Origin of the sequence: Pantoea agglomerans, from assembly GCF_021397715.1 — a bacterium.
Lineage (GTDB): Bacteria > Pseudomonadota > Gammaproteobacteria > Enterobacterales > Enterobacteriaceae > Pantoea > Pantoea astica.
On record NZ_CP090208.1, the window covers coordinates 75,122 to 95,698 of the forward strand.

The 20,577-nt window shown below is 57.2% G+C and carries 12 protein-coding genes and 1 pseudogene; 1 reads left to right on the plus strand and 12 read right to left on the minus strand.

Translation table 11 applies throughout. From position 1 onward, the window contains the following. Positions 1–3 precede the first annotated feature (3 nt). The 9 genes from LZU96_RS20060 to LZU96_RS20100 form a co-directional block, all read right to left on the minus strand. A complete protein-coding gene (locus LZU96_RS20060) occupies positions 4–6,537 on the minus strand; it encodes a BapA/Bap/LapF family large adhesin (RefSeq protein WP_233988786.1) in 6,534 nt (2,177 codons plus the stop codon). Continuing rightward, positions 6,518–6,730 (minus strand): hypothetical protein, encoded by a 213-nt coding sequence (locus LZU96_RS20065; RefSeq protein WP_419149895.1) that lies wholly within the window; start codon positions 6,728–6,730, stop codon positions 6,518–6,520. Before LZU96_RS20065 ends, LZU96_RS20060 begins: the two co-directional genes overlap by 20 nt. An 8-nt stretch (positions 6,731–6,738) precedes the next feature. Continuing rightward, the gene (locus tag LZU96_RS20070) at positions 6,739–7,764 is read right to left on the minus strand and encodes an Ig-like domain-containing protein (protein ID WP_326491882.1); all 1,026 of its coding nucleotides are present in this window, start codon (positions 7,762–7,764) and stop codon (positions 6,739–6,741) included. Beyond that, on the minus strand, positions 7,733–7,945 hold the full coding sequence (locus tag LZU96_RS20075; RefSeq protein WP_233988312.1) for a hypothetical protein: 213 nt from the start codon (positions 7,943–7,945) through the stop codon (positions 7,733–7,735). Before LZU96_RS20075 ends, LZU96_RS20070 begins: the two co-directional genes overlap by 32 nt. Next, on the minus strand, positions 7,945–10,203 hold the full coding sequence (locus LZU96_RS20080) for a beta strand repeat-containing protein (RefSeq protein ID WP_233988313.1): 2,259 nt from the start codon (positions 10,201–10,203) through the stop codon (positions 7,945–7,947). Before LZU96_RS20080 ends, LZU96_RS20075 begins: the two co-directional genes overlap by 1 nt. Continuing rightward, the gene (locus LZU96_RS20085) at positions 10,112–10,369 is read right to left on the minus strand and encodes an Ig-like domain-containing protein (protein ID WP_233988314.1); all 258 of its coding nucleotides are present in this window, start codon (positions 10,367–10,369) and stop codon (positions 10,112–10,114) included. Before LZU96_RS20085 ends, LZU96_RS20080 begins: the two co-directional genes overlap by 92 nt. Further along, the gene (locus tag LZU96_RS20090; protein ID WP_233988315.1) at positions 10,366–12,705 is read right to left on the minus strand and encodes an Ig-like domain-containing protein; all 2,340 of its coding nucleotides are present in this window, start codon (positions 12,703–12,705) and stop codon (positions 10,366–10,368) included. Before LZU96_RS20090 ends, LZU96_RS20085 begins: the two co-directional genes overlap by 4 nt. Before the next feature lie 1,350 nt (positions 12,706–14,055). After that, positions 14,056–14,727, minus strand: coding sequence for a hypothetical protein (locus tag LZU96_RS20095; protein ID WP_233988316.1), 672 nt, complete (start codon positions 14,725–14,727; stop codon positions 14,056–14,058). A 121-nt stretch (positions 14,728–14,848) separates the two neighbouring features. Then, positions 14,849–15,778, minus strand: a complete 930-nt coding sequence (locus LZU96_RS20100; protein WP_233988317.1) for a LysR family transcriptional regulator — start codon at positions 15,776–15,778, stop codon at positions 14,849–14,851. Positions 15,779–15,875: 97 nt separating this feature from the next. On the opposite strand from LZU96_RS20100, the pseudogene LZU96_RS20105 reads away from it, so the two are divergent. Next, positions 15,876–16,933, plus strand: a pseudogene (locus LZU96_RS20105) (SDR family oxidoreductase). A gap of 66 nt (positions 16,934–16,999) precedes the next feature. Here the strand turns inward: LZU96_RS20105 and rluF are convergent. From rluF to LZU96_RS20120, 3 genes are all read right to left on the minus strand, one after another. Further along, positions 17,000–17,872 (minus strand): 23S rRNA pseudouridine(2604) synthase RluF, encoded by an 873-nt coding sequence (gene rluF, locus LZU96_RS20110; protein WP_233988318.1) that lies wholly within the window; start codon positions 17,870–17,872, stop codon positions 17,000–17,002. A gap of 111 nt (positions 17,873–17,983) precedes the next feature. Further along, positions 17,984–18,469, minus strand: coding sequence for a GNAT family N-acetyltransferase (locus LZU96_RS20115; RefSeq protein ID WP_233988788.1), 486 nt, complete (start codon positions 18,467–18,469; stop codon positions 17,984–17,986). A 77-nt stretch (positions 18,470–18,546) separates the two neighbouring features. Then, on the minus strand, positions 18,547–20,529 hold the full coding sequence (locus LZU96_RS20120) for an autotransporter outer membrane beta-barrel domain-containing protein (RefSeq protein WP_233988319.1): 1,983 nt from the start codon (positions 20,527–20,529) through the stop codon (positions 18,547–18,549). Between the last annotated feature and the right edge of the window lie 48 nt (positions 20,530–20,577).

Consider the following 20,577-nt stretch of genomic DNA (forward strand, 5'->3'; position numbering starts at 1 on the left):
TTATTAACCAATATTTACATCATCTTCAACATAGAGTTGCACGACAGAACCATCGACGGTGGCACTGGTATACTGGTGATAATTCACACCATTAACCAATATATCGCCTGCCTGTTCCCAACTCCCATTCAGCGTGACGGTATCACCGTCAGCCCCTCTGACATAAAGCGTATTATTGTCATCGGTGACTTTCAGTAAACTTTCCGCACTGATTACGAGTTTGTCGTTTTCACTATCTTTCAGCAGATCGATGGTTTCAATATTATCGACTTTCGAAGAAATATCGCTGAGGTTCAACGGTGCGCTGCCATGCCAGGCCAGCGTATCGTTACCTTCCGCACCATTAATTGAGGTGAAGCTGGTATCGTAAACCTCAAATATGTCTCCGCCTTTGGTGCCGGTGAAGAGGATCTCTCCGCCTGCACTGCCATCAACATCAATGCCCAGGTTAAAACTCAGGGAAGCACTGGTGCCATCAGACAGGCTGTAGGTAAAGGTATCAGTGACACCACTTTGCGCATGATCTGCATCCGCAACATAGTTGTAATGTCCTTCACCGTCGATAACCAAAGTGCCGTAGGCGCCTTTGAAACTCACCGCGTCGTCAGCAATGGTCATCACTTCACCATTCTGGCTGACCGACACTACCGAAGGATCCGCCGCATCATCAGAAACCGATCCGGTGATACCGTCAGCGACTTCGTTAAAGGTCAGTCCCTGCTGCACATAGAGCTTGATTGGCGTGCCATCAAGCGCCGTGCTGGTGTAAAGGGTGTAGGCGATGTTATTGAGCGTTTCAACGCCATTAACCTGCCAGACCCCCTGCAGTGAGAGTGAGTCTTCACTGCCGCCACGCACATACAGCACATTGTTGGCGTCGGTGATCTCTTTGATATCATCTGCATTCAGCAGCAGTACCGTGGCTACCGCGTTGCTCTGCAAATCAAGGATTTCGATGTTGCTTACCTTGTCTGCAATCTCGCTTAACTGCAGCTCACCTGAACCGCTCCAGACCAGCGTATCCTGACCCGATTTACCATCCACCGAGGTGAAGTGGGTATCGTGAATCGTGAAGCTGTCATTGCCTACTGTGCCGGCAAAAATCAGCGCTCCGCCTTCAGAACCGTCCACCGATACGCCCAGCGTCATCACCAGGTTTTTAACCGTCCCGTCAGCCAGCACATAGGTAAATGTGTCTTCACTGCCGGAGAGTTTAATCACCGAGTCACTGTTCAGCTGATAGGTGTAACTGCCGTCAGTGTGAATCGTCAGCGTACCGTATGCCCCGGCGATAGTGGTACCCGCCGCTGCGATCAACGTGTAGCTGGCCGCGCCGGAGACGATACCGGCAGCGATCGATTTCACCAGAACCGAGCTATCACTGGCGCTGTCACTGGTAAAGACAGATCCCGTTACGCTTGAGTTGGTGGCCACTTTGTAATCGGTGGTGCTGACGATATTCGCCGCCACCCGCACGGTCAGTACATCGTAGTTGGTTGACCATAACAGTCCTGAATAACCGGACTGCGTGCTGTCCACCACCAGACGGTAAGTGCCCGCCGGCTGCCCTTCCAGCGAAACGTCGAGCGCATTGCTGGCCGTTATCGCCTGGGTACCGGTGGTCACATCGTCCCAGCGTAAGGTCTGGCTGTTGTAGACCTGCAGTGACCAGTTCACCGACACGCTGTTACCGGCATGAATCGCCGATCCGGCTACGCTGATGCTGATATCCTGAAGGTCACTGATGCTGTTGACCGTAAAGCTCTCACTGGTAAAGCTGCTGGTGGCGGTATTCATCGTCGTGGTCTGATCGATGCTATCGCTCAGCAGAGAAACCTCACCGGTTACGTCAGCCGCATTATATTCAGCCGGCAGAACAGTGCTGCTCTGCTTGATATCACTATCCACATAGAGATTAACGGTCTGGCCGTCATCCGTGGTACTGACGTAGTGAACATAATCGATGTTATTAAAGACTTCGTGACCGGCCAGCGTCCAGCTGCCTGACAGGGTCAGGTTGTCGGTGGCAAAGCCCTTAACAAACAGCGTGTTATTAACATCGGTGATATCCGCCACGTTCTGCGCAGTTACCACCAGATTGTTCACACTGCTGTCATTAACAAAGTCAATCTCTTCGATATTGCTGATCTTACTGGCCATATCACTCAGCGTGATGGTGCCTCTGCCGCTCCAGACCAGCGTATCCAGACCTTCACCGCCATCAATGCTGTCAAAGCCCGTGGTGTTGAGATTGAAAGTGTCATCGCTGTCGGTACCGGCCACCTCTGCCGACGCAACCACGTCATACTCGGTGCCGTTCTCGCTGTTCTGATAAACCGTTGAGGAAAGGGTCAGCCCTTTCTGCACGTATATATCAACCGCCGAACCGTCTGTCGCAGTGCTGGTGTAGTGGGTATAGTAAACACTGTCCACCACCACAGTCCCGCTGTTCACCCAGGTGCCTTCCAGCGTGACGTGATCACCGGCAACCCCCTTGATGTACAACGCGTTGGCATCGTTAGTCACGTCTGCGACGCTTTGCGCATCCACCACCAGATTGTCGCTTCCGGTTACGGAGGTCAGCTTGATGGATTCGATATCATTGACCTTACTGGCGATGCTGCTCAGTACCAGTTGGCCATTACCGCTCCATGCCAGCGTATCGCTGCCTTCGCCACCGTCCACAGAGGCGAAATCGGTATCGAAGATAGCGAAAACATCATCCGCTTCAGTGCCGTGGAACACCAGCGCACCGCCGTTGCTGCCATCCACTTCCACACCCAGATGGATAGTAACCGTTGCAGTGACGACTTCACCGTTAGCGCCTTTGAGGGCATAGGTAAAGACATCTTCAGAACCGGCTGGCAACGTCGTGGTACCCGGCGTATAGGTGTAAGCGCCGTTGTTGTAAACCACCAGGGTGCCGTACTGACCGGTAATGGTGACGCCGCTCTCAGTCACGTAGGTATAGCTGTCATCAATCGCCTGATCGCTGCTGCTGTCACCGGCTTTCGCATAGATTCGGGTGTAAATTGAGCTCAGTTTATCTGCGCTGCCATCCGTACCTTCATCCGTAAGAATGTTGCCTGTCGCGACATCCTTGGTGGTGATCACATACTCGGTCGTGCTGACTGTCTGAACAGCCATGTTGAGTTTCAACACGTTATCTGCACCGGTGGTACTGATTGCCACACGGTACGTGCCTTCGCCTAATCCACTGAGCAGATCGGACATCGCCACATTCTGAATAACTTCTTCATTATGTTCACCGGCAGCGACTACCGCATTCTGGGTTTTGACCGTGGTCCAGCTACCATCTTCGTTCTGCATCTGAACGTCGTAAGTGATGTTCAGATCGGTTGAGAAGCGGTTGCCCAGTAATCCCCATTCGGTAGTCAGCGTCAGCGATCCGGTTACCAGATCGTCAGCGCCGGTTTTGGTGAACGTAGAAGTATAATTCTCCGCCCCGCCTGCGGTCAGTTTAACGTCGGTGTTGCTGGCGCTGGAGGTTTCATACGTCACCGTGACGCTGGCATTCGCTTCGTTATTCGAGGCGATATCCGTTACCGCATTGGCGTCCGGATTGGTGGCATCCCAGCTGAGCTTCAGCGCATCGTTGGTGGTACCAATCTGCACATGCAACTCTGCTGACGAGGTTTTACCGGTTGCCGAATCGGTCAGGGTATAGGTAAAGGAGTCTACTTTACCGATGCTGTCCATCGACGAGGCTGGCGTGTATTCATAGCTACCATCCGCGTTGATCACCAGCGTACCGTACTGGCCCGTCAGGGTAGTCTTAGGCGAAGCCTCGCTCAGGTCAGCAGTGGATACTGATCCATCACTGTTGGTGACGCTCACCGACGTGACTGAGGTATAGGCGCTGTGCGGAATACCATCAGAACCATAGGCGCTGTCGACGTCAGTCATGACGTTACCAATTGCCGTGGTGTAGTCGGTTGGCGTGCCCTGATCGGCCAGGGTGTAAACCGTCTTCGCCGCTGAAAGATCAATGCCAACACCAAGATTGATCCCCGCCGTGGAGTAAACCAGCTGATAGGTACCCGCGGTGAGTCCGGTCAGGCTAATCGTCGACGTCGTCGCGCCCAGACCAAACATACCGAACAGGTTACTGCTGTCATCCTCGGATACCGTATACCACTCGCCAGTAGAAGAATCGTACTTCTGCAGCAATAACGTCGCGTTGCTCGCTACGTTCAGGAATGCCGATGAAGTCGCGGTAACATCAAGGGTAATGATGGTACCGTCGGCGACAACAATAGGATCGCTCGTGATGGTATTTCCAAACGAAATCAATCCACCATCGCTCAGTACGGTTCCCAGATCCTGGGTGACATCGACCGGATAATCGAAGCCTACCGCAGCCCCTGAACTGATGTTATCTGATGCCGTCAGTTCAATAGCCTGAACCTCAAGAGCCAGTGTTGCCGACGGTTCACTGCTGTTGCCAGCCGCATCGGTGACAACAAAAGTCAGTTCATGGCTTCCGTCATACAGTCCCTCTTCCGCGGTGAACTGCCAGCTTCCGTCATCTGCAACGGTGGTTTCACCCACAACCTGCCCTTTGTCGTAGATCGTGACGGTGGCACCGGCTTCGAGATCGCTGCCGCTGAAGGTCAGCTGATTATCGCTCTGCGTGTTCGCCGGGCTGACAACATCGCCTGCTTCATCGGTGATCACCAGCGCGCTGACGTTGACACCTTCAGGCGCAACCGAGTCGACGATATAGTCCACCGGAGCAGATTCACCGCTGCTGTTGCCTGCGTCATCAACCGTCTCAAAGGTAAAGCTGTGCTCGCCGTCACTCAGCGCCGCTTCCGGCGTGAAGGACCAGTTTCCACTTTCATCAACCACGGCTTCACCCAGCACGGTGCCATTATCACGAACGATAACGGTTGATCCCGCTTCAAGACCTGCGGCGCTGAAGGTTGGTGTGGTATCCGCAATCTCGCTGCCTGCGACCAGTACGTTACCTGCATCGTCGGTCAGGGTGATCGTTGCGGGATCAACCAGATCCGGAGCGACGGTGTCAATGACCACGTTTATGGTATCGCTGCCTGAATTACCCTGATGATCTTCAATGGTTACAGTCAGCGCATGATCGCCTTCGCTCAATGCTGCTTCTGGGGTATAGCTCCAGCTACCATCTTCGCCCACTTCGACGGTTGCCAGCACGGTCTCGCCGTCGGCGATCGTTACGGTAGAGCCCGGTAACTGATCTTTGCCGCTAAAGGTTGGCGTGCTGTCGTTGATGATTTCGCCATCGGTGATGATATTGCCTTCATCATTGCTCACCACCACGCCGGTGTTGATGCCCTTATTCACCGAAATCGCCAGATCCAGCGCATCGGAAATTCCGCTGCTGTTGCCTGCCTGATCCGTGACTTCAAAGGTGAAGCTGTGGTCGCCATCGTCAAGAGTTTCTGACGGTGTAAAGCTCCAGCTTCCGTCTTCACTTACGGTGGTTTCACCCAATACCGTGTCACCATCGCGAACAATGACGGTTGCCCCTGCTTCAAGGCCTTCGCCGCTGAAGGTTGGCGTATTATCCGCGGTAGCACCGGTCGGGATTACGGCTTCGCCATTATCATCGACAAGGTTGATGCCTGCGATATCAACGCCTTCTGGCGGTGTGGTATCGACAACAACGTTAAAGCTACCCTGATTGGTCACGCCCTGCGGATCGGTCACAGTCACGTTAATCGTGTGTTCACCTTCGCTCAGCGGTGACTCTGGGGTATAGCTCCAGCTGCCATCTGCACCAACGTCTACGGATGTCAGTTCGGTCTCGCCATCAGCGATCACAATCGTTGATCCCGGCTCAAAGCCTTTGCCGCTGATTGTCGGATCGTTGTCATTGACCGTATCGCCGTTCTGGATAACGTTACCGTTATCATCAGTGATCTCAACAACCGGTACGTCAGGCGTATCAACAATGACACTCACTTCGTCGCTGACCGCGTTGCCGTCTGCGTCAGTGCCGTCAACCACGATAGCGTGCTCGCCGTCTGCCAGCGGCGCGTCCGGCGTGAAGGTCCACTTGCCGTCGTCGTCCGCCGTCACTTCACCGATTACCGTTTCACCGTCGGTGATGGTCACGGTTGAGCCCGGCTGCATGCCTTCGCCACCGAAGGTCGGCGTGCTGTCATCAGTGGTGCTGCCGTCGGCGATCGGATTACCCGCATCGTCGGTCATCACCGGTGCGGTGGTGCCTTCGTCTGCGCCGGTATCGGAACCTGCATCACCTTCTGCATCAACAATAATGCTGACTTCGTCGCTGACCGCGTTGCCGTCTGCGTCAGTGCCGTCAACCACGATAGCGTGCTCGCCGTCTGCCAGCGGCGCGTCCGGCGTGAAGGTCCACTTGCCGTCGTCGTCCGCCGTCACTTCACCGATTACCGTTTCACCGTCGGTGATGGTCACGGTTGAGCCAGGCTGCATGCCTTCGCCACCGAAGGTCGGCGTGCTGTCGTTTGTGGTGCTGCCGTCGGCGATCGGATTACCCGCATCGTCGGTCATCACCGGTGCGGTGCGCCTTCGTCTGCGCCGGTATCGGAACCTGCATCACCTTCTGCATCAACAATAATGCTGACTTCGTCGCTGACCGCGTTGCCGTCTGCGTCAGTGCCGTCAACCACGATAGCGTGTGCTCGCCGTCTGCCAGCGGCGCGTCCGGCGTGAAGGTCCACTTGCCGTCGTCGTCCGCCGTCACTTCACCGATTACCGTTTCGTTTCACCGTCGGTGATGGTCACGGTTGAGCCAGGCTGCATGCCTTCGCCACCGAAGGTCGGCGTGCTGTCGTTTGTGGTGCTGCCGTCCGCGATCGGATTACCCGCATCGTCGGTCATCACCGGTGCGGTGGTGCCTTCGTCTGCGCCGGTGTCGGAACCGGTGTCTGAACCTGCGCCGCCTTCAGAACCGGTATCGGAACCGTCCGCATCAACGATGATGCTGACGTCGCCGCTGACCGCGTTGCCGTCTGCGTCAGTGCCGTCAACCACAATGGCGTGCTCGCCGTCTGCCAGCGCTTCGTCCGGCGTGAAGGTCCACTTGCCGTCGTCGTCTGCGGTCACTTCACCGATCACCGTTTCACCGTCGGTGATGGTCACGGTTGAGCCAGGCTGCATGCCGTCGCCGCCGATAGTCGGGGTGCTGTCGTTAGTGGTGCTGCCGTCCGCGATCGGGTTGCCCGCGTCGTCGGTCATTACCGGTGCGGTGGTGCCTTCGTCTGCGCCGGTGTCGGAACCTGCGTCACCTTCAGAACCGGTATCTGATCCTGCGCCGCCTTCTGCATCAACAATAATGCTGACTTCGTCGCTGACCGCGTTGCCGTCTGCGTCAGTGCCGTCAACAACAATGGCGTGCTCGCCGTCTGCCAGCGCTTCGTCCGGCGTGAAGGTCCACTTGCCGTCGTCGTCCGCCGTCACTTCACCGATTACCGTTTCACCGTCGGTGATGATGGTCACGGTTGAGCCAGGCTGCATGCCGTCACCGCCGATTGTCGGCGTGCTGTCGCTTGTGGTGCTGCCGTCCGCGATTGGGTTGCCCGCGTCGTCGGTCATCACCACCGGTGCGGTGGTGCCTTCGTCTGCGCCGGTGTCGGAACCGGTGTCTGAACCTGCGCCGCCTTCAGAACCGGTATCGGAACCGTCCGCATCATCAACGATGATGCTGACGTCGCCGCTGACCGCGTTGCCGTCTGCGTCAGTGCCGTCAACCACAATGGCGTGCTCGCCGTCTGCCAGCGCTTCGTCCGGCGTGAAGGTCCACTTGCCCGTCGTCGTCCGCCGTCACTTCACCGATTACCGTTTCACCGTCGGTGATGGTCACGGTTGAGCCAGGCTGCATGCCTTCGCCACCGAAGGTCGGCGTGCTGTCGTTAGTGGTGGTGCCGTCCGCGATCGGATTGCCCGCGTCATCGGTCATCACCGTGTGCGGTGGTGCCTTCGTCTGCGCCGGTGTCGGAACCTGCGCCGCCTTCTGCCGGTATCGGAGCCGTCCGCATCAACGATGATGCTCACGTCGCCGCTGACCGCATTGCCGTCTGCGCCGGTGCCGTCAACCACGATGGCGTGCTCGCCGTCCGCCAGAGGCTCGTCCGGCGTGAAGGTCCACTTGCCGTCGTCGTCCGCCGTCACTTCACCGATTACCGTTTCACCGTCGGTGATGGTCACGGTTGAGCCCGGCTGCATGCCTTCGCCACCGAAGGTCGGCGTGCTGTCATCAGTGGTGCTGCCGTCGGCGATCGGATTACCCGCATCGTCGGTCATCACCGGTGCGGTGGTGCCTTCGTCTGCGCCGGTATCGGAACCTGCATCACCTTCTGCATCAACAATAATGCTGACTTCGTCGCTGACCGCGTTGCCGTCTGCGTCAGTGCCGTCAACCACGATGGCGTGCTCGCCGTCTGCCAGCGCTTCGTCCGGCGTGAAGGTCCACTTGCCGTCGTCGTCTGCGGTCACTTCACCGATCACCGTGTCGCCATCCGTGATGGTCACGGTTGAGCCCGGCTGCATGCCGTCACCGCCGATTGTCGGGGTGCTGTCGTTAGTGGTGCTGCCGTCCGCGATCGGATTGCCCGCGTCGTCGGTCATTACCGGTGCGGTGGTGCCTTCGTCTGCGCCGGTGTCGGAACCGTCGTCTGATCCTGCGCCGCCTTCTGAGCCGGTATCGGAACCGTCATCTGATCCTGCGCCGCCTTCTGAGCCGGTGTCGGAACCGTCGTCTGAACCTGTGCCGCCTTCTGAGCCGGTGTCTGATCCGTCAGCATCAACGATGATGCTGACGCCGTCGCTGACCGCGTTGCCGTCTGCGCCGGTACCGTCAACCACGATGGCGTGCTCGCCGTCCGCCAGCGCTTCGCCCGGCGTGAAGCTCCACTTGCCGTCGTCGTCTGCGGTCACTTCACCGATTACCGTTTCACCGTCGGTGATGGTCACGGTTGAGCCCGGCTGCATGCCGTCACCGCCGAAGGTCGGGGTGCTGTCGTTTGTGGTGCTGCCGTCCGCGATCGGATTGCTCGCGTCGTCGGTCATCACCGGTGCGGTGGTGCCTTCGTCTGCGCCGGTGTCGGAACCGGTGTCACCTTCAGAACCGGTGTCGGAACCATCGTCTGAACCTGTGCCGCCTTCAGAACCGGTATCGGAACCGTCATCTGATCCTGCGCCGCCTTCTGAACCGGTGTCGGAACCGTCGTCTGAACCTGTGCCGCCTTCTGAGCCGGTATCGGAACCGTCGTCTGAACCTGTGCCGCCTTCTGAGCCGGTATCAGATCCATCCGCATCAACGATGATGCTGACGTCGCCGCTGACCGCGTTGCCGTCTGCGCCGGTACCGTCAACCACGATGGCGTGCTCGCCGTCCGCCAGAGGCGCGTCCGGCGTGAAGCTCCACTTGCCGTCGTCGTCTGCGGTCACTTCACCGATCACCGTGTCGCCATCCGTGATGGTCACAGTTGAGCCCGGCTGCATGCCGTCACCGCCGATAGTCGGGGTGCTGTCGTTTGTGGTGCTGCCGTCCGCGATCGGATTGCCCGCGTCGTCGGTCATCACCGGTGCGGTGGTGCCTTCGTCTGCGCCGGTGTCGGAACCTGCGTCACCTTCAGAACCGGTATCGGAACCGTCGTCTGAACCTGCGCCGCCTTCTGAATCGGTGTCGGAACCTTCATCTGAACCTGCGCCGCCTTCTGAGCCGGTGTCGGAACCGTCCGCATCAACGATGATGCTGACGTCGCCGCTGACCGCGTTGCCGTCTGCGCCGGTGCCGTCAACCACGATGGCGTGCTCGCCGTCCGCCAGAGGTGCGTCCGGCGTGAAGCTCCACTTGCCGTCGTCGTCTGCGGTCACTTCGCCGATCACCGTGTCGCCATCAGTGATGACCACGGTTGAGCCCGGCTGCATGCCGTCGCCGCCGATAGTCGGGGTGCTGTCGTTAGTGGTGCTGCCGTTCGCGATCGGATTGCCCGCGTCGTCGGTCATCACCGGTGCGGTGGTGCCTTCGTCTGCGCCGGTGTCGGAACCTGCGTCACCTTCAGAACCGGTGTCAGAACCGTCGTCTGAACCAGTGCCGCCTTCTGAACCGGTATCGGAACCGTCATCCGATCCTGCGCCACCTTCTGAGCCGGTGTCGGAACCATCGTCTGAACCTGTGCCGCCTTCTGAGCCGGTCAGAACCGTCCGCCTCAACGATGATGCTGACGTCGCCGCTGACCGCGTTGCCGTCTGCGCCGGTACCGTCAACCACGATGGCGTGCTCGCCGTCTGCCAGCGGCGCGTCCGGCGTGAAGGTCCACTTGCCGTCGTCGTCTGCGGTCACTTCGCCGATCACCGTGTCGCCATCAGTGATGGTCACGGTTGAGCCGGCTGCATGCCGTCACCGCCGATAGTCGGGGTGCTGCTGTCGTTAGTGGTGCTGCCGTCGGCGATCGGGTTGCCCGCGTCGTCGGTCATCACCGGTGCGGTGGTGCCTTCGTCTGCGCCGGTGTCGGAACCGTCGTCTGAACCTGCTCCACCTTCAGAACCGGTGTCGGAACCGTCGTCTGAACCTGTGCCGCCTTCTGAGCCGGTATCGGAGCCGTCCGCATCAACGATGATGCTCACGTCGCCGCTGACCGCGTTGCCGTCTGCGCCGGTACCGTCAACCACGATGGCGTGCTCGCCGTCCGCCAGCGCTTCGTCCGGCGTGAAGGTCCACTTGCCGTCGTCGTCCGCCGTCACTTCACCGATCACCGTTTCACCGTCGGAGATGGTCACGGTTGAGCCAGGCTGCATGCCGTCGCCGCCGATTGTCGGGGTATTGTCATTAGTGGTGTTGCCGTCGGCGATCGGATTGCCCGCGTCGTCGGTCATCACCGGTGCGGTGGTGCCTTCGTCTGCGCCGGTGTCGGAACCGGTGTCACCTTCAGAACCGGTATCTGAACCTGCGCCACCTTCTGAGCCGGTATCGGAACCGTCGTCTGAACCTGTGCCGCCTTCTGAGCCGGTGTCTGAACCGTCATCTGATCCTGCGCCACCTTCTGAACCGGTGTCGGAACCGTCATCTGATCCTGCACCACCTTCAGAGCCGGTGTCGGAACCGTCGTCTGAACCTGTGCCGCCTTCAGAACCGGTGTCGGAACCATCGTCTGAACCTGCGCCGCCTTCAGAGCCGGTGTCTGAACCGTCATCTGATCCTGCGCCACCTTCTGAACCGGTGTCGGAACCGTCATCTGATCCTGCACCACCTTCAGAGCCGGTGTCGGAACCGTCATCTGATCCTGTGCCGCCTTCTGAGCCGGTGTCAGAACCGTCCGCATCAACGATGATGCTGACGTCGCCGCTGACCGCGTTGCCGTCTGCGCCGGTGCCGTCAACCACGATGGCGTGCTCGCCGTCTGCCAGCGGCGCATCCGGCGTGAAGCTCCATTTGCCGTCGTCATCTGCGGTCACTTCGCCGATCACCGTGTCGCCATCAGTGATGACCACGGTTGAGCCCGGCTGCATGCCGTCGCCGCCGATTGTCGGGGTATTGTCATTAGTGGTGTTGCCGTCGGCGATCGGATTGCCCGCGTCGTCGGTCATCACCGGTGCGGTGGTGCCTTCGTCTGCGCCGGTGTCGGAACCGGTGTCGGAACCGTTGTCTGAACCTGCGCCACCTTCTGAGCCGGTGTCGGAACCATTGTCTGAACCTGCGCCACCTTCTGAACCGGTGTCTGAACCATTGTCAGAACCAGCGCTACCTTCAGAACCGGTATCGGAACCGTTGTCGGAACCAGCGCCGCCTTCAGAACCGGTATCGGAACCGTCATCTGATCCTGCGCTACCTTCAGAACCGGTATCGGAACCGGCACCGCCTTCTGAGCCAGCCTCTGTTCCGTCTGCGTCAACAATAATGCTGACGCCGTCGCTGACCGCATTGCCGTCTGCGTCGGTACCGTCAACCACGATGGCGTGCTCGCCATCGGCCAGCGCTTCGCCTGGCGTAAAGGTCCACTTACCGTTCTCATCCGCCGTCACTTCACCGATCACTTTTTCGCCATCGCTGATGATCACGGTAGAGCCAGGCGCCATGCCTTCACCGCCGATAGTTGGCGTGTTGTCAGTGGTAGGCGCGCCGTTGCTGATTGGGTTACCCGCGCTGTCAGTCACCACGGGTAAAGAGGCAACCGGATTGCTGGTTTGATTGTCATCGGTCACAACCCCGGTTTCGGCACCGGTGCTGTTATCGGGATTGGCCGCTGATTGTGAGGAAGAAGAACGGTGATGCGAACTGCCTGAGCCAGAGGAAAAGGCAATACCGGCTATCGCAGCAGCACCCGCGAGCGCGCCGCCAGCGATCAGCCAGTTATCAACAACCGGGGTTTCGACGGTATTGGCAGTCAGCGTAAACATCCCGCCCGCTACGTCATATTCATAGGCATAAACGACGCCGTCCGGACCTGAAGCAAACATGACCGGCGGTTCTGTCTGGCTCACGTTCTCGACAATAATGTCGTAATGTTCGCCTGTGACGTCGTCCTGAAGTTCAAAATGAAGTTCATCATTGACCTTAGTGGCCTTGATCTTCTTTGGTGGCTTTCCGTCACTGCTGTGAACTTCATAGGACGCAGCCTGCTGAGGCACGTTAAGTACAAGGGGATGATGAGAATTTAAGGCATTTTTCGTGATGACATCGCCTTTGATGTCTTTGATTATTAATTGTAAGCTCATTGTTCACCAATTAAATTTGTTAGGTTCCGGCTAATAGGCGGAACAAGCTGTGTTACACCTTAAAAAAGATATTAAAAAGTTTAATTAACCCTCAAGCATATAGCGCCACCTGAACTCAGGCTTATGCATACTATTTACCAGATTTATCGGAGCCAGCAATTCAGCTCGCGCCTTCCAAATAAAGCCAAAAGAAGAATTGAAGTCATACAGTTTATTGACACTGAACCCTTCCGATAAGCCGGTAAATTCAGTTGAAGCATGGGTTATCGGAAGTTATTGAGAACTTTATTACAAACCCCGCTTAAAGGGAAGGTTAATAGCCGTGTCAGCAAAGCCGCCGTGGCTTTACAAAAAACTAAGAAAAACAACACACGAAAAGATAAAAAAAACTCACCATACGAAAGCCACACGTTAAGACAAAACCAATGAAAACAGACGCATAATAAAACATCCATATGTGAAAACGATCTGAAATCTGGTTATCAAATTCAACATAATCCGGAACTGGTTAACTATAAAAAGCCGAAGGGTTAGCGTTATTAAAACATGTATAGTCATATGACAACAATTAAATGACCACTTAGTCTCGCAGCTCACACCTTAATTTCAGGCATGACAAAAATGCCTCAAAGCCCGATACCTTCATCCAAAAACAACCCGGAAAAGATAATTCCAGAATGAATATGCATGTTATTTAAAATGAGCTGCTCTTATTTTATTCCAGATCTCAGTTAGAGATGGTTATATATCCTCAAAAATGCCATTGCCAAATGACAACAATTTTAATTAGCTAAACGTTGACTTTATTGATCCCTCATATGTTTCTTTGTTATCTAACACGCCTTCATTTTTTTCAAAACGGCTTTACCAATCAGTAACGCGATATTATTAACCACTCTCAGCGTGCTCCCGGATGGATGTTTACTGCTTCAGGCAGTTAAGAGTGTCTGATGCCAAAAGGACACTCGATTGCCATCCTGACAGGCTATCTGCATAACCCTGAACGCTCTGCATACAGCGTTGTTCGTCAACAGGTAAACCATAAGGCCAGCGTGCAACTCTGCGCCGGCAACCAGCAAGCCCCAGGAATGGCGCAGCGGATAGCGTTTATCCGTGAAGGCTTAGTTCCATCACGCTAAACGCCTGAGGAGGTCAGGACCAGATGTGAGGCTGCGAGGCTGCGAGGCTGTGAGGCTGTGAGGCTGCTAGACCGTGAGGCTGTGAGGCTGTGAGGCTGTGAGACTGTGAGACTGTGAGACTGTGAGACTGTGAGAAAGCGAGAAAGCGAGAAAGCGAGAAAGCGAGAAAGCGAGAAAATAAGGCTGCGAGAAAACGACAACGCGATAAAGGTCAGTTTTTACTCAGATAGCGCCGGTCATCTCGCGCCTGGAGCCGCGCGGCGGCCGGTGTCGGAAAGATATAGCTGAAGAGATCGCGATAAAAGTTCAGATGCTTTACCAGTCCGTCGTGAATGGTTTTGCTGATATCTTTGGTCAGGAAGTCATGAGTGGTCGCGAAGCTGGCGGGGGTGAAAAAGGTTTTATCAAAGACGTTAACCATGCCTTCCCACTTCATCACTCGCTCTTCCTGCGAGGCGTCGCCAGAAGCAACGAAAATCGCCTTGTGCGATTTTACCCCGTGATTACTGACATAGGTTACGGATGAATCGTAGCCGCGCTTACTGCGCCAGCGGCAAAATTCGTAGGGCACATCATAACGCGGCAGAACGAAGTCCGGGCAGCGGAAGTGGTCATCACAGACTAAGCCCTCCAGCGTAACCTCAACATGGAGAAAATCCTGCATAAAGTCGAACTGTCGGGTTTTGCTGCAGCTGACGTTGATGTTGAAATGACCAGACTGCACATACCAGTAGTTGGTAAATCCGGTCACCAGAATACAAAATACCTGCCAGTCACTGAGTCTGCGATCGCCCGCCAGGCCTCTGAAGCGGCTGATCATCATCCGCGATTTCGGATGCTGATACGCTTTCAGTAGCGGATCGTTCATACCTTTCAGTAACATCAGGCCTACTCCTTAATATTTTGCGTTTATCCTGCCACGCCGCCCTGCCCCTGAAAAGCGCACTTCTTCTGATTGTGCAGTGCTTAACAAAGATGGACGAGCGGCTGGCACCTCACCGCCCTCAGGCTGGCTCACCGGCGCCGTTCGCCGGCGGTGTGGCTTTGGACAGGGAAACCAGCATCTGCTCAAACAGCGTCACCAGTTGCCGTACCTTGTCAGGAATGAAGCGAGCATCGGGAAAAATCGCGTAGAGATAACGATCCGGCAACCGGTAATCCGGCAAAATTCTGACCAGCCGACCGGCTGCCAGCGCATCAGCGCCCATAAGCGTCTGTATCGCGCCAATCCCCAGGCCTGCTTCAATCGCCGCTGTCAGCGAGTGACTATTATTGGAACGAAACACCGACTCCACCGCGAGCGACACCGCTTCCTCTGCTGATACCAGCCGTAACGGCGCATCGGGCTGAAGGCCGCTGAAGCGAATATGCGGATACCGCTGTAAATCAGCGGGCGTTCGTGGCTCGCCGTGACGGGCGATCCAGTCAGCCGAAGCCACCAGCACCGTTTCGACGGTGGTCAGCGTGCGAGCGGCCAGGCTGGCAGGCGGCGCTTCGCTGAGACGAATAGCAACATCAACTCCTTCTGCCACCACATCGGCCAGGCGATCGTCCAGCGCCACCTCCAGCCGCAGAGCCGGATGCTGCTGCTGGAACCGTAACAGATGCGGCATAAAGCGCTGGCCCAGACCGCTCGGCAACTGGATGTGCAGTTTTCCCTGTAGCGACGGCGATTCAGGCCTTATTTGCTGCTCCAGCTCTTCCATTGCGTACAACAGTTGTCTGACCTGACTCAGGTAACGCTGGCCCGCTTCAGTCAGCGCCATCGCGCGCGTGGTTCGGTGCAATAGCACCACGCCCAGTTCCGCTTCCAGCGCGGCGACCTGCTGACTCATCGCCGACTGCTTCATCCCGTGCTGACGTGCAGCGGCTGAAAACGATCCCGCCTCGGCGACACGGATGAAAGTCTGCATCGCATTCAGTTTGTTTTGCATTTATTGATTTTCTTAATAGGTGTCATCGGATTAAGGGGGATTTATTCAGCAAGAATAGCAGGTGACACTGCGATCTCATTCAGTGAGGAGCGTAACGATGAATAACAGGCAGAAAAATAGGGTTGCACTGGTGGCGGGCGCCACCGGCATTGTCGGTCAGCAACTTATTCGGGCGCTAATGGCGCAGCACTGGCGGTCACAGGACTGACTCGCCAGCCACGTCCAGACAACCATTCAGGCAATCTGTTATCGGTCGATCTTCTCGATCGCTCACAGAGTCAGCAGGTACTCTCATCACTGACTGAGGTCACACACATTTTCTACAGCGCATGGCTGGATGCGCCCGACTGGGCCGCGATGGTGAAACCTAACGTAACGATGCTGCAAAACCTGGTGAGTGGCGTGGAGCAGGTTGCCCCACTGCAGCACGTCAGTCTGATGCAGGGTTACAAAGTTTACGGCGCCCATCTTGGCCCGTTTAAGACGCCCGCCCGGGAGAGTGATGCCGGTGTTCCGGGCGCCGAATTTAATGCCAGCCAGCAGCGCTGGCTAAGCGCACAACAGCAGGGTAAAGCCTGGCACTGGAGCGCATTGCGTCCCGGCGTAGTGGGAAGTGACAGGCCAGGCAACAGCATGAACCTGGCACTCAGCCTGGCAATCTATGCGTCGATTTGCCATGCCGAAGCGTTGCCGCTGCGTTTTCCTGGCTCGCTGGAAACCTGGCACAGCCTGGTGGATTTTACGGATGCGGAATTACTGGCCGATGCGACGCTCTGGGCGGCAGAGGCCGCTGAGGTGCATAATCAGGCGTTTAATATTAACAACGGCGATCTGTGGCGCTGGAGCGAGCTGTGGCCGGTGATCGCGGACTGGTTCGGGCTCGACATTGCGCCGCCGGTTTCATTATCCCTGCAGCAGCTGTTTCACGATTACCGGCAAACCTGGCATGAACTCGCCGCCGCCAGGACGCTGGTGCAGCCCGATATTCTGGCGCTCAGTGACGGCCGCTTTGCTGATTTCGTCTTCGGCTGGCGTTACGATATGTTTGGCGACGGCAGTAAGATCCGTCAGGCGGGATTTCATCATTTCCGGGCAACCGACACGATGCTTTGCGATCTGTTTGCCCGTTTTCGTGCCGCCCGAATCATTCCCTGAGCAGCCCGGCCAGCGCTCAGGAGAGAGAGCGATGCCAGCCAGCCGCACTCTCCGATCATCGCGGCGTTAGCGCCCTTTTTTCTTCCGTCCCGGCTGTACAAAGCGCTTGCGTGAGGCGCTATCAGGCTCCGCTTTCCCGGCCGGTCTGGCGGGACTTTTCTGCGGTTTCTTAGCCGCAGCGGATTTTGCTGGCGCTTTCTTCGCGGGCTTATCTTCTGAAGAGGAGTTCTCCAGCAGTTTAAACAGTTCGATCAGTTCATCATCCGTCAGATCGCGCCACTCGCCCAGCGGCAGGCCTTTCAGATTGACGTTCATGATGCGGGTGCGCTCCAGCTTCGTGACTTCAAAGCCAAAGTGCTTACACATCCGGCGAATCTGGCGATTCAGCCCCTGCACCAGCGTGATGCGAAACACGAAAGGCGCTTCTTTTTTGACTTTGCACTTTTTGGTCACGGTGCCCAGCATCGGCACGCCCGCACTCATTCCGGCAATGAACTCGTCGGTAATCGGCTTATCGACGGTGACGACATACTCTTTTTCGTGATTATTGCCGGCACGCAGAATTTTATTGACCAGATCACCGTGGTTAGTCAGGAAAATCAGCCCCTGCGAATCTTTATCCAGACGGCCAATCGGGAATACCCGCTTACTGTGGTTGACGAAATCGCTGATGTTATCGCGTTCACCCTCTTCCATGGTGGTGATAATGCCAACCGGCTTGTTCAGGGCAATCAGCACCAGATCGTCTTCGTCACGCGGTTCGATAAGCTGACCATTTACTTTCACCACATCGCCTGCAAATACCTGTGCGCCGACAGCGGCGCGCTTGCCGTTGATGAAAACGTTGCCCTGCTCGATGTAACGATCGGCGTCGCGACGAGAACAGATTCCGCTCTCACTGATGTATTTATTGAGACGAGTCGATGAATGAGTCAGCATGGTTCCTCCAAAAAACGCGGACTATACCTTACCGGCGTGGGCTTGCGAAGTGTTTGCGCATGAAACTTTGCGGCGGGTAAAGCGGCGCTGTCGATAGCGCCATCCGGCTAATCAGTCAGAGGACGGCAACAGCTCGATTGCCATCTCCATACAGCGTAATCCGCCACCGGCCAGCTTCGAAGGATAAAGGCTTTCACCCAGCAACGTGAAGCCATGCTGCTGATAAAAGCTGGCGGCATTAGGCGTAGACAAAAGCGTCAGACGCCGGTAGCCACGGCGCAGCGCGTCCGCTTTGATGGTAGCAATGATCTCGCCAGCCAGCCCCTGGCCGGTATAGCCGGGCAGCGTGAATATCGCCTCAACGCTGCCGGCAGCCAGGTCGAGCGAACCGGTTGCTATCGGTCGTCCGTCAGGACCATCGATGACGAAAAAGGGATTCTCGCGGATCATCGCCGGGAAACTGGCAGGCATTCGGTCCGGTGTCCAGGCTGCAATCACCTCGGGCGTATAGGCTGTCTGACAGCCATGGCGGATCGCCTGATTGCGGATAGTCCACAATAGCATCGCCTCTTCAGGTAATGCCCGTCTGACATTCATCATCCCCTCCTGCCTGAACTTTTCGGATCGTACCGCTACGTTATCACACCGCTTCCCTGCCGTGCGATTAACGCCGATCAGAAGCGGGCATTGAGCCCGATGTTCCAGGTCACCTGATGATATTGAGTGTTGCCCGCCACCGCAGAAACGCCCGCAAACGCATTCACTGCGCTACCCAGCGGCACGCTGGCACCGACCGCCATATCCAGCCAGTTGTCATCGCCTGAGTCGCTGGTGCGGGTAAACGCCGTGCGGGTTGATTTCAGCCCGGCGGTTACCGCTGAATCACTGTCGCCAAACTGATGGTTGTAGCTGACCTGCGCCCACGGATTAATCAACAGCTGCCTGCTGTCGATGCGCCAGCCTACAGAACCCACCTGCGAATGCAGCGTCTGATCGCCAAAGCGCATGGCGCTACTGCGGTTACCCTGCTCCCGATAGCCGTCTACCTGACTGTAATCCAGCGCGTAACTGGCAACCGGACCGGTGGACACATACTGCCCCAGCGGCAGATCCCAGCCGGTTTCAATCCGCATTCCCAGCAGTTTCCCTTCGGTGCTGCCCTGCTCGGTACGGGTGGCCGGTCCCAGTCTGACCTGACGGTCAATATCGTCGAAATCGAGATCGGCATAGTGCAGATCGGCATTAATCCAGCCCTGATCAAACAGCCGCAACTGACTCCACAGCGCCACCAGATTGCCGCGCAGACGGTAATCGAAACGTGATGACGGGTCCTGACGCTGGGTGGTCGCCGAAAACATCGCCCCGGCCTGCCAGCTGTCGGTCAGCTGATAACCGATACCGATCGCGCCATTGGCACTGGTGGCATCACCCTCTGCATCACTGTCGCCGCGAAAATCTCGTGACTGACCCGCATAGCCGCCGAACACCGTGAACTGTCCGGCGTCAGCAGGCTGCTGACGTTGCTGCTGTAAATGCCCATCCAGCGTATTTCTCGCGTCCCGCACCAGCATCAGGGGGGACTGATTCAGCGCCGCGACCTGCAACGGGGCATCCAGGATCGACTCGATATAGTCAGCGATCAGCGCATGTACCGCCGGGCTGGGATGCAGACGATCAGCGAACAGATACTGTTGCGCCTGCGAGAAGCCTGGCGTTGACGAGGTGCAATCCATCGCCGAGACGCCCGGCGGACAGGCCATGCCGGCGCTGTTGCTGATGCCGTACAGGCCCGGATTATCGATCACCTCGCTGAACAGTCCGTTAATATCGACCCGCGCGATATTGCCGCCGCTGGCCACCAGCCCCTGCTCCTCCAGCTGGTTATAGCGGTCGGTCAGCGTCGCCGCGGTGTCGCTCAACAGCTGCCAGGCGGCAAACAGCTGCTGTGCGATCGCTTCACGCACCAGCGGAATGGCTGGGATCTGATCGGCCGCCGCATGCAGCGCCGTTTCGATAGCCTGCTCACGCGCTGCCCGGTCAGGTGTAGTAACAGTGCTCAGCGACTGAAACAGCGCCGCCATCGCCGGTTCTGCGACCGGGCCCAGCGGTTGCAGAATCGCCTGTAACAGCGCCGGTGTCGCCCCGACGTCAGGCACCGTCGGGACAATCACCGTACCGGCCCCGGCCGCCAGCAACCGACTGACCTGGTCGGACGCCGCACGGGCACTGTTATCAATCAACTGCACCGCATTCAGCGGATTTGCCGCGGCGGCGGCCAGGTCGTTGCCGCCGATCCAGTGAATATAGAGGCCATTGCCATCGGCACGGCCGCCATTAGCGGTGAGGTAGCGATCGACCTGATCCTGCGTGTTGAACTGCGGATTCAGCAGCGGCACGGCCACCGCACCGCCAGCGGCATAGTTGCTGCCGCCCTGGGATGAGGGCAGCAGGGTCTCATTCAGATGTTGCGCTACTCTCTCGTCATACAAAGGATGGGAAGCCGCATCGTAGGTGAAGCGGCCGACGTTACCGCCGTCGCTCAGGCTATCGCCAAAAACGGTGAGCTGGCTCCAGGCCGCTGCCGGCAACGGAGAGAGCATACCGAGACTGGTCATTGCCGCACCGGCGAGCAGGTGTCGCGCGTGAAAGGATTTCATCGTCAGCTCCGCACAAGGTCACAAGGATTAAAGAAAGGAAAAACAGGG

Excerpts from the sequence above, each read along its gene's own strand:
- LZU96_RS20095 (WP_233988316.1), bottom strand. The coding sequence starts at position 14,727 with ATGTTACTGAAAGGTATGAACGATCCGCTACTGAAAGCGTATCAGCAT.
- LZU96_RS20060 (WP_233988786.1), bottom strand. The coding sequence starts at position 6,537 with ATGACCGACGATGCGGGTAATCCGATCGCCGACGGCAGCACCACAAAC.
- LZU96_RS20100 (WP_233988317.1), bottom strand. The coding sequence starts at position 15,778 with ATGCAAAACAAACTGAATGCGATGCAGACTTTCATCCGTGTCGCCGAG.
- LZU96_RS20120 (WP_233988319.1), bottom strand. The coding sequence starts at position 20,529 with ATGAAATCCTTTCACGCGCGACACCTGCTCGCCGGTGCGGCAATGACC.
- rluF (WP_233988318.1), bottom strand. The coding sequence starts at position 17,872 with ATGCTGACTCATTCATCGACTCGTCTCAATAAATACATCAGTGAGAGC.
- LZU96_RS20115 (WP_233988788.1), bottom strand. The coding sequence starts at position 18,469 with ATGAATGTCAGACGGGCATTACCTGAAGAGGCGATGCTATTGTGGACT.
- LZU96_RS20090 (WP_233988315.1), bottom strand. The coding sequence starts at position 12,705 with ATGAGCTTACAATTAATAATCAAAGACATCAAAGGCGATGTCATCACG.
- LZU96_RS20075 (WP_233988312.1), bottom strand. The coding sequence starts at position 7,945 with ATGACCGATGACGCGGGCAATCCGATCGCGGACGGCACCACCACTAAC.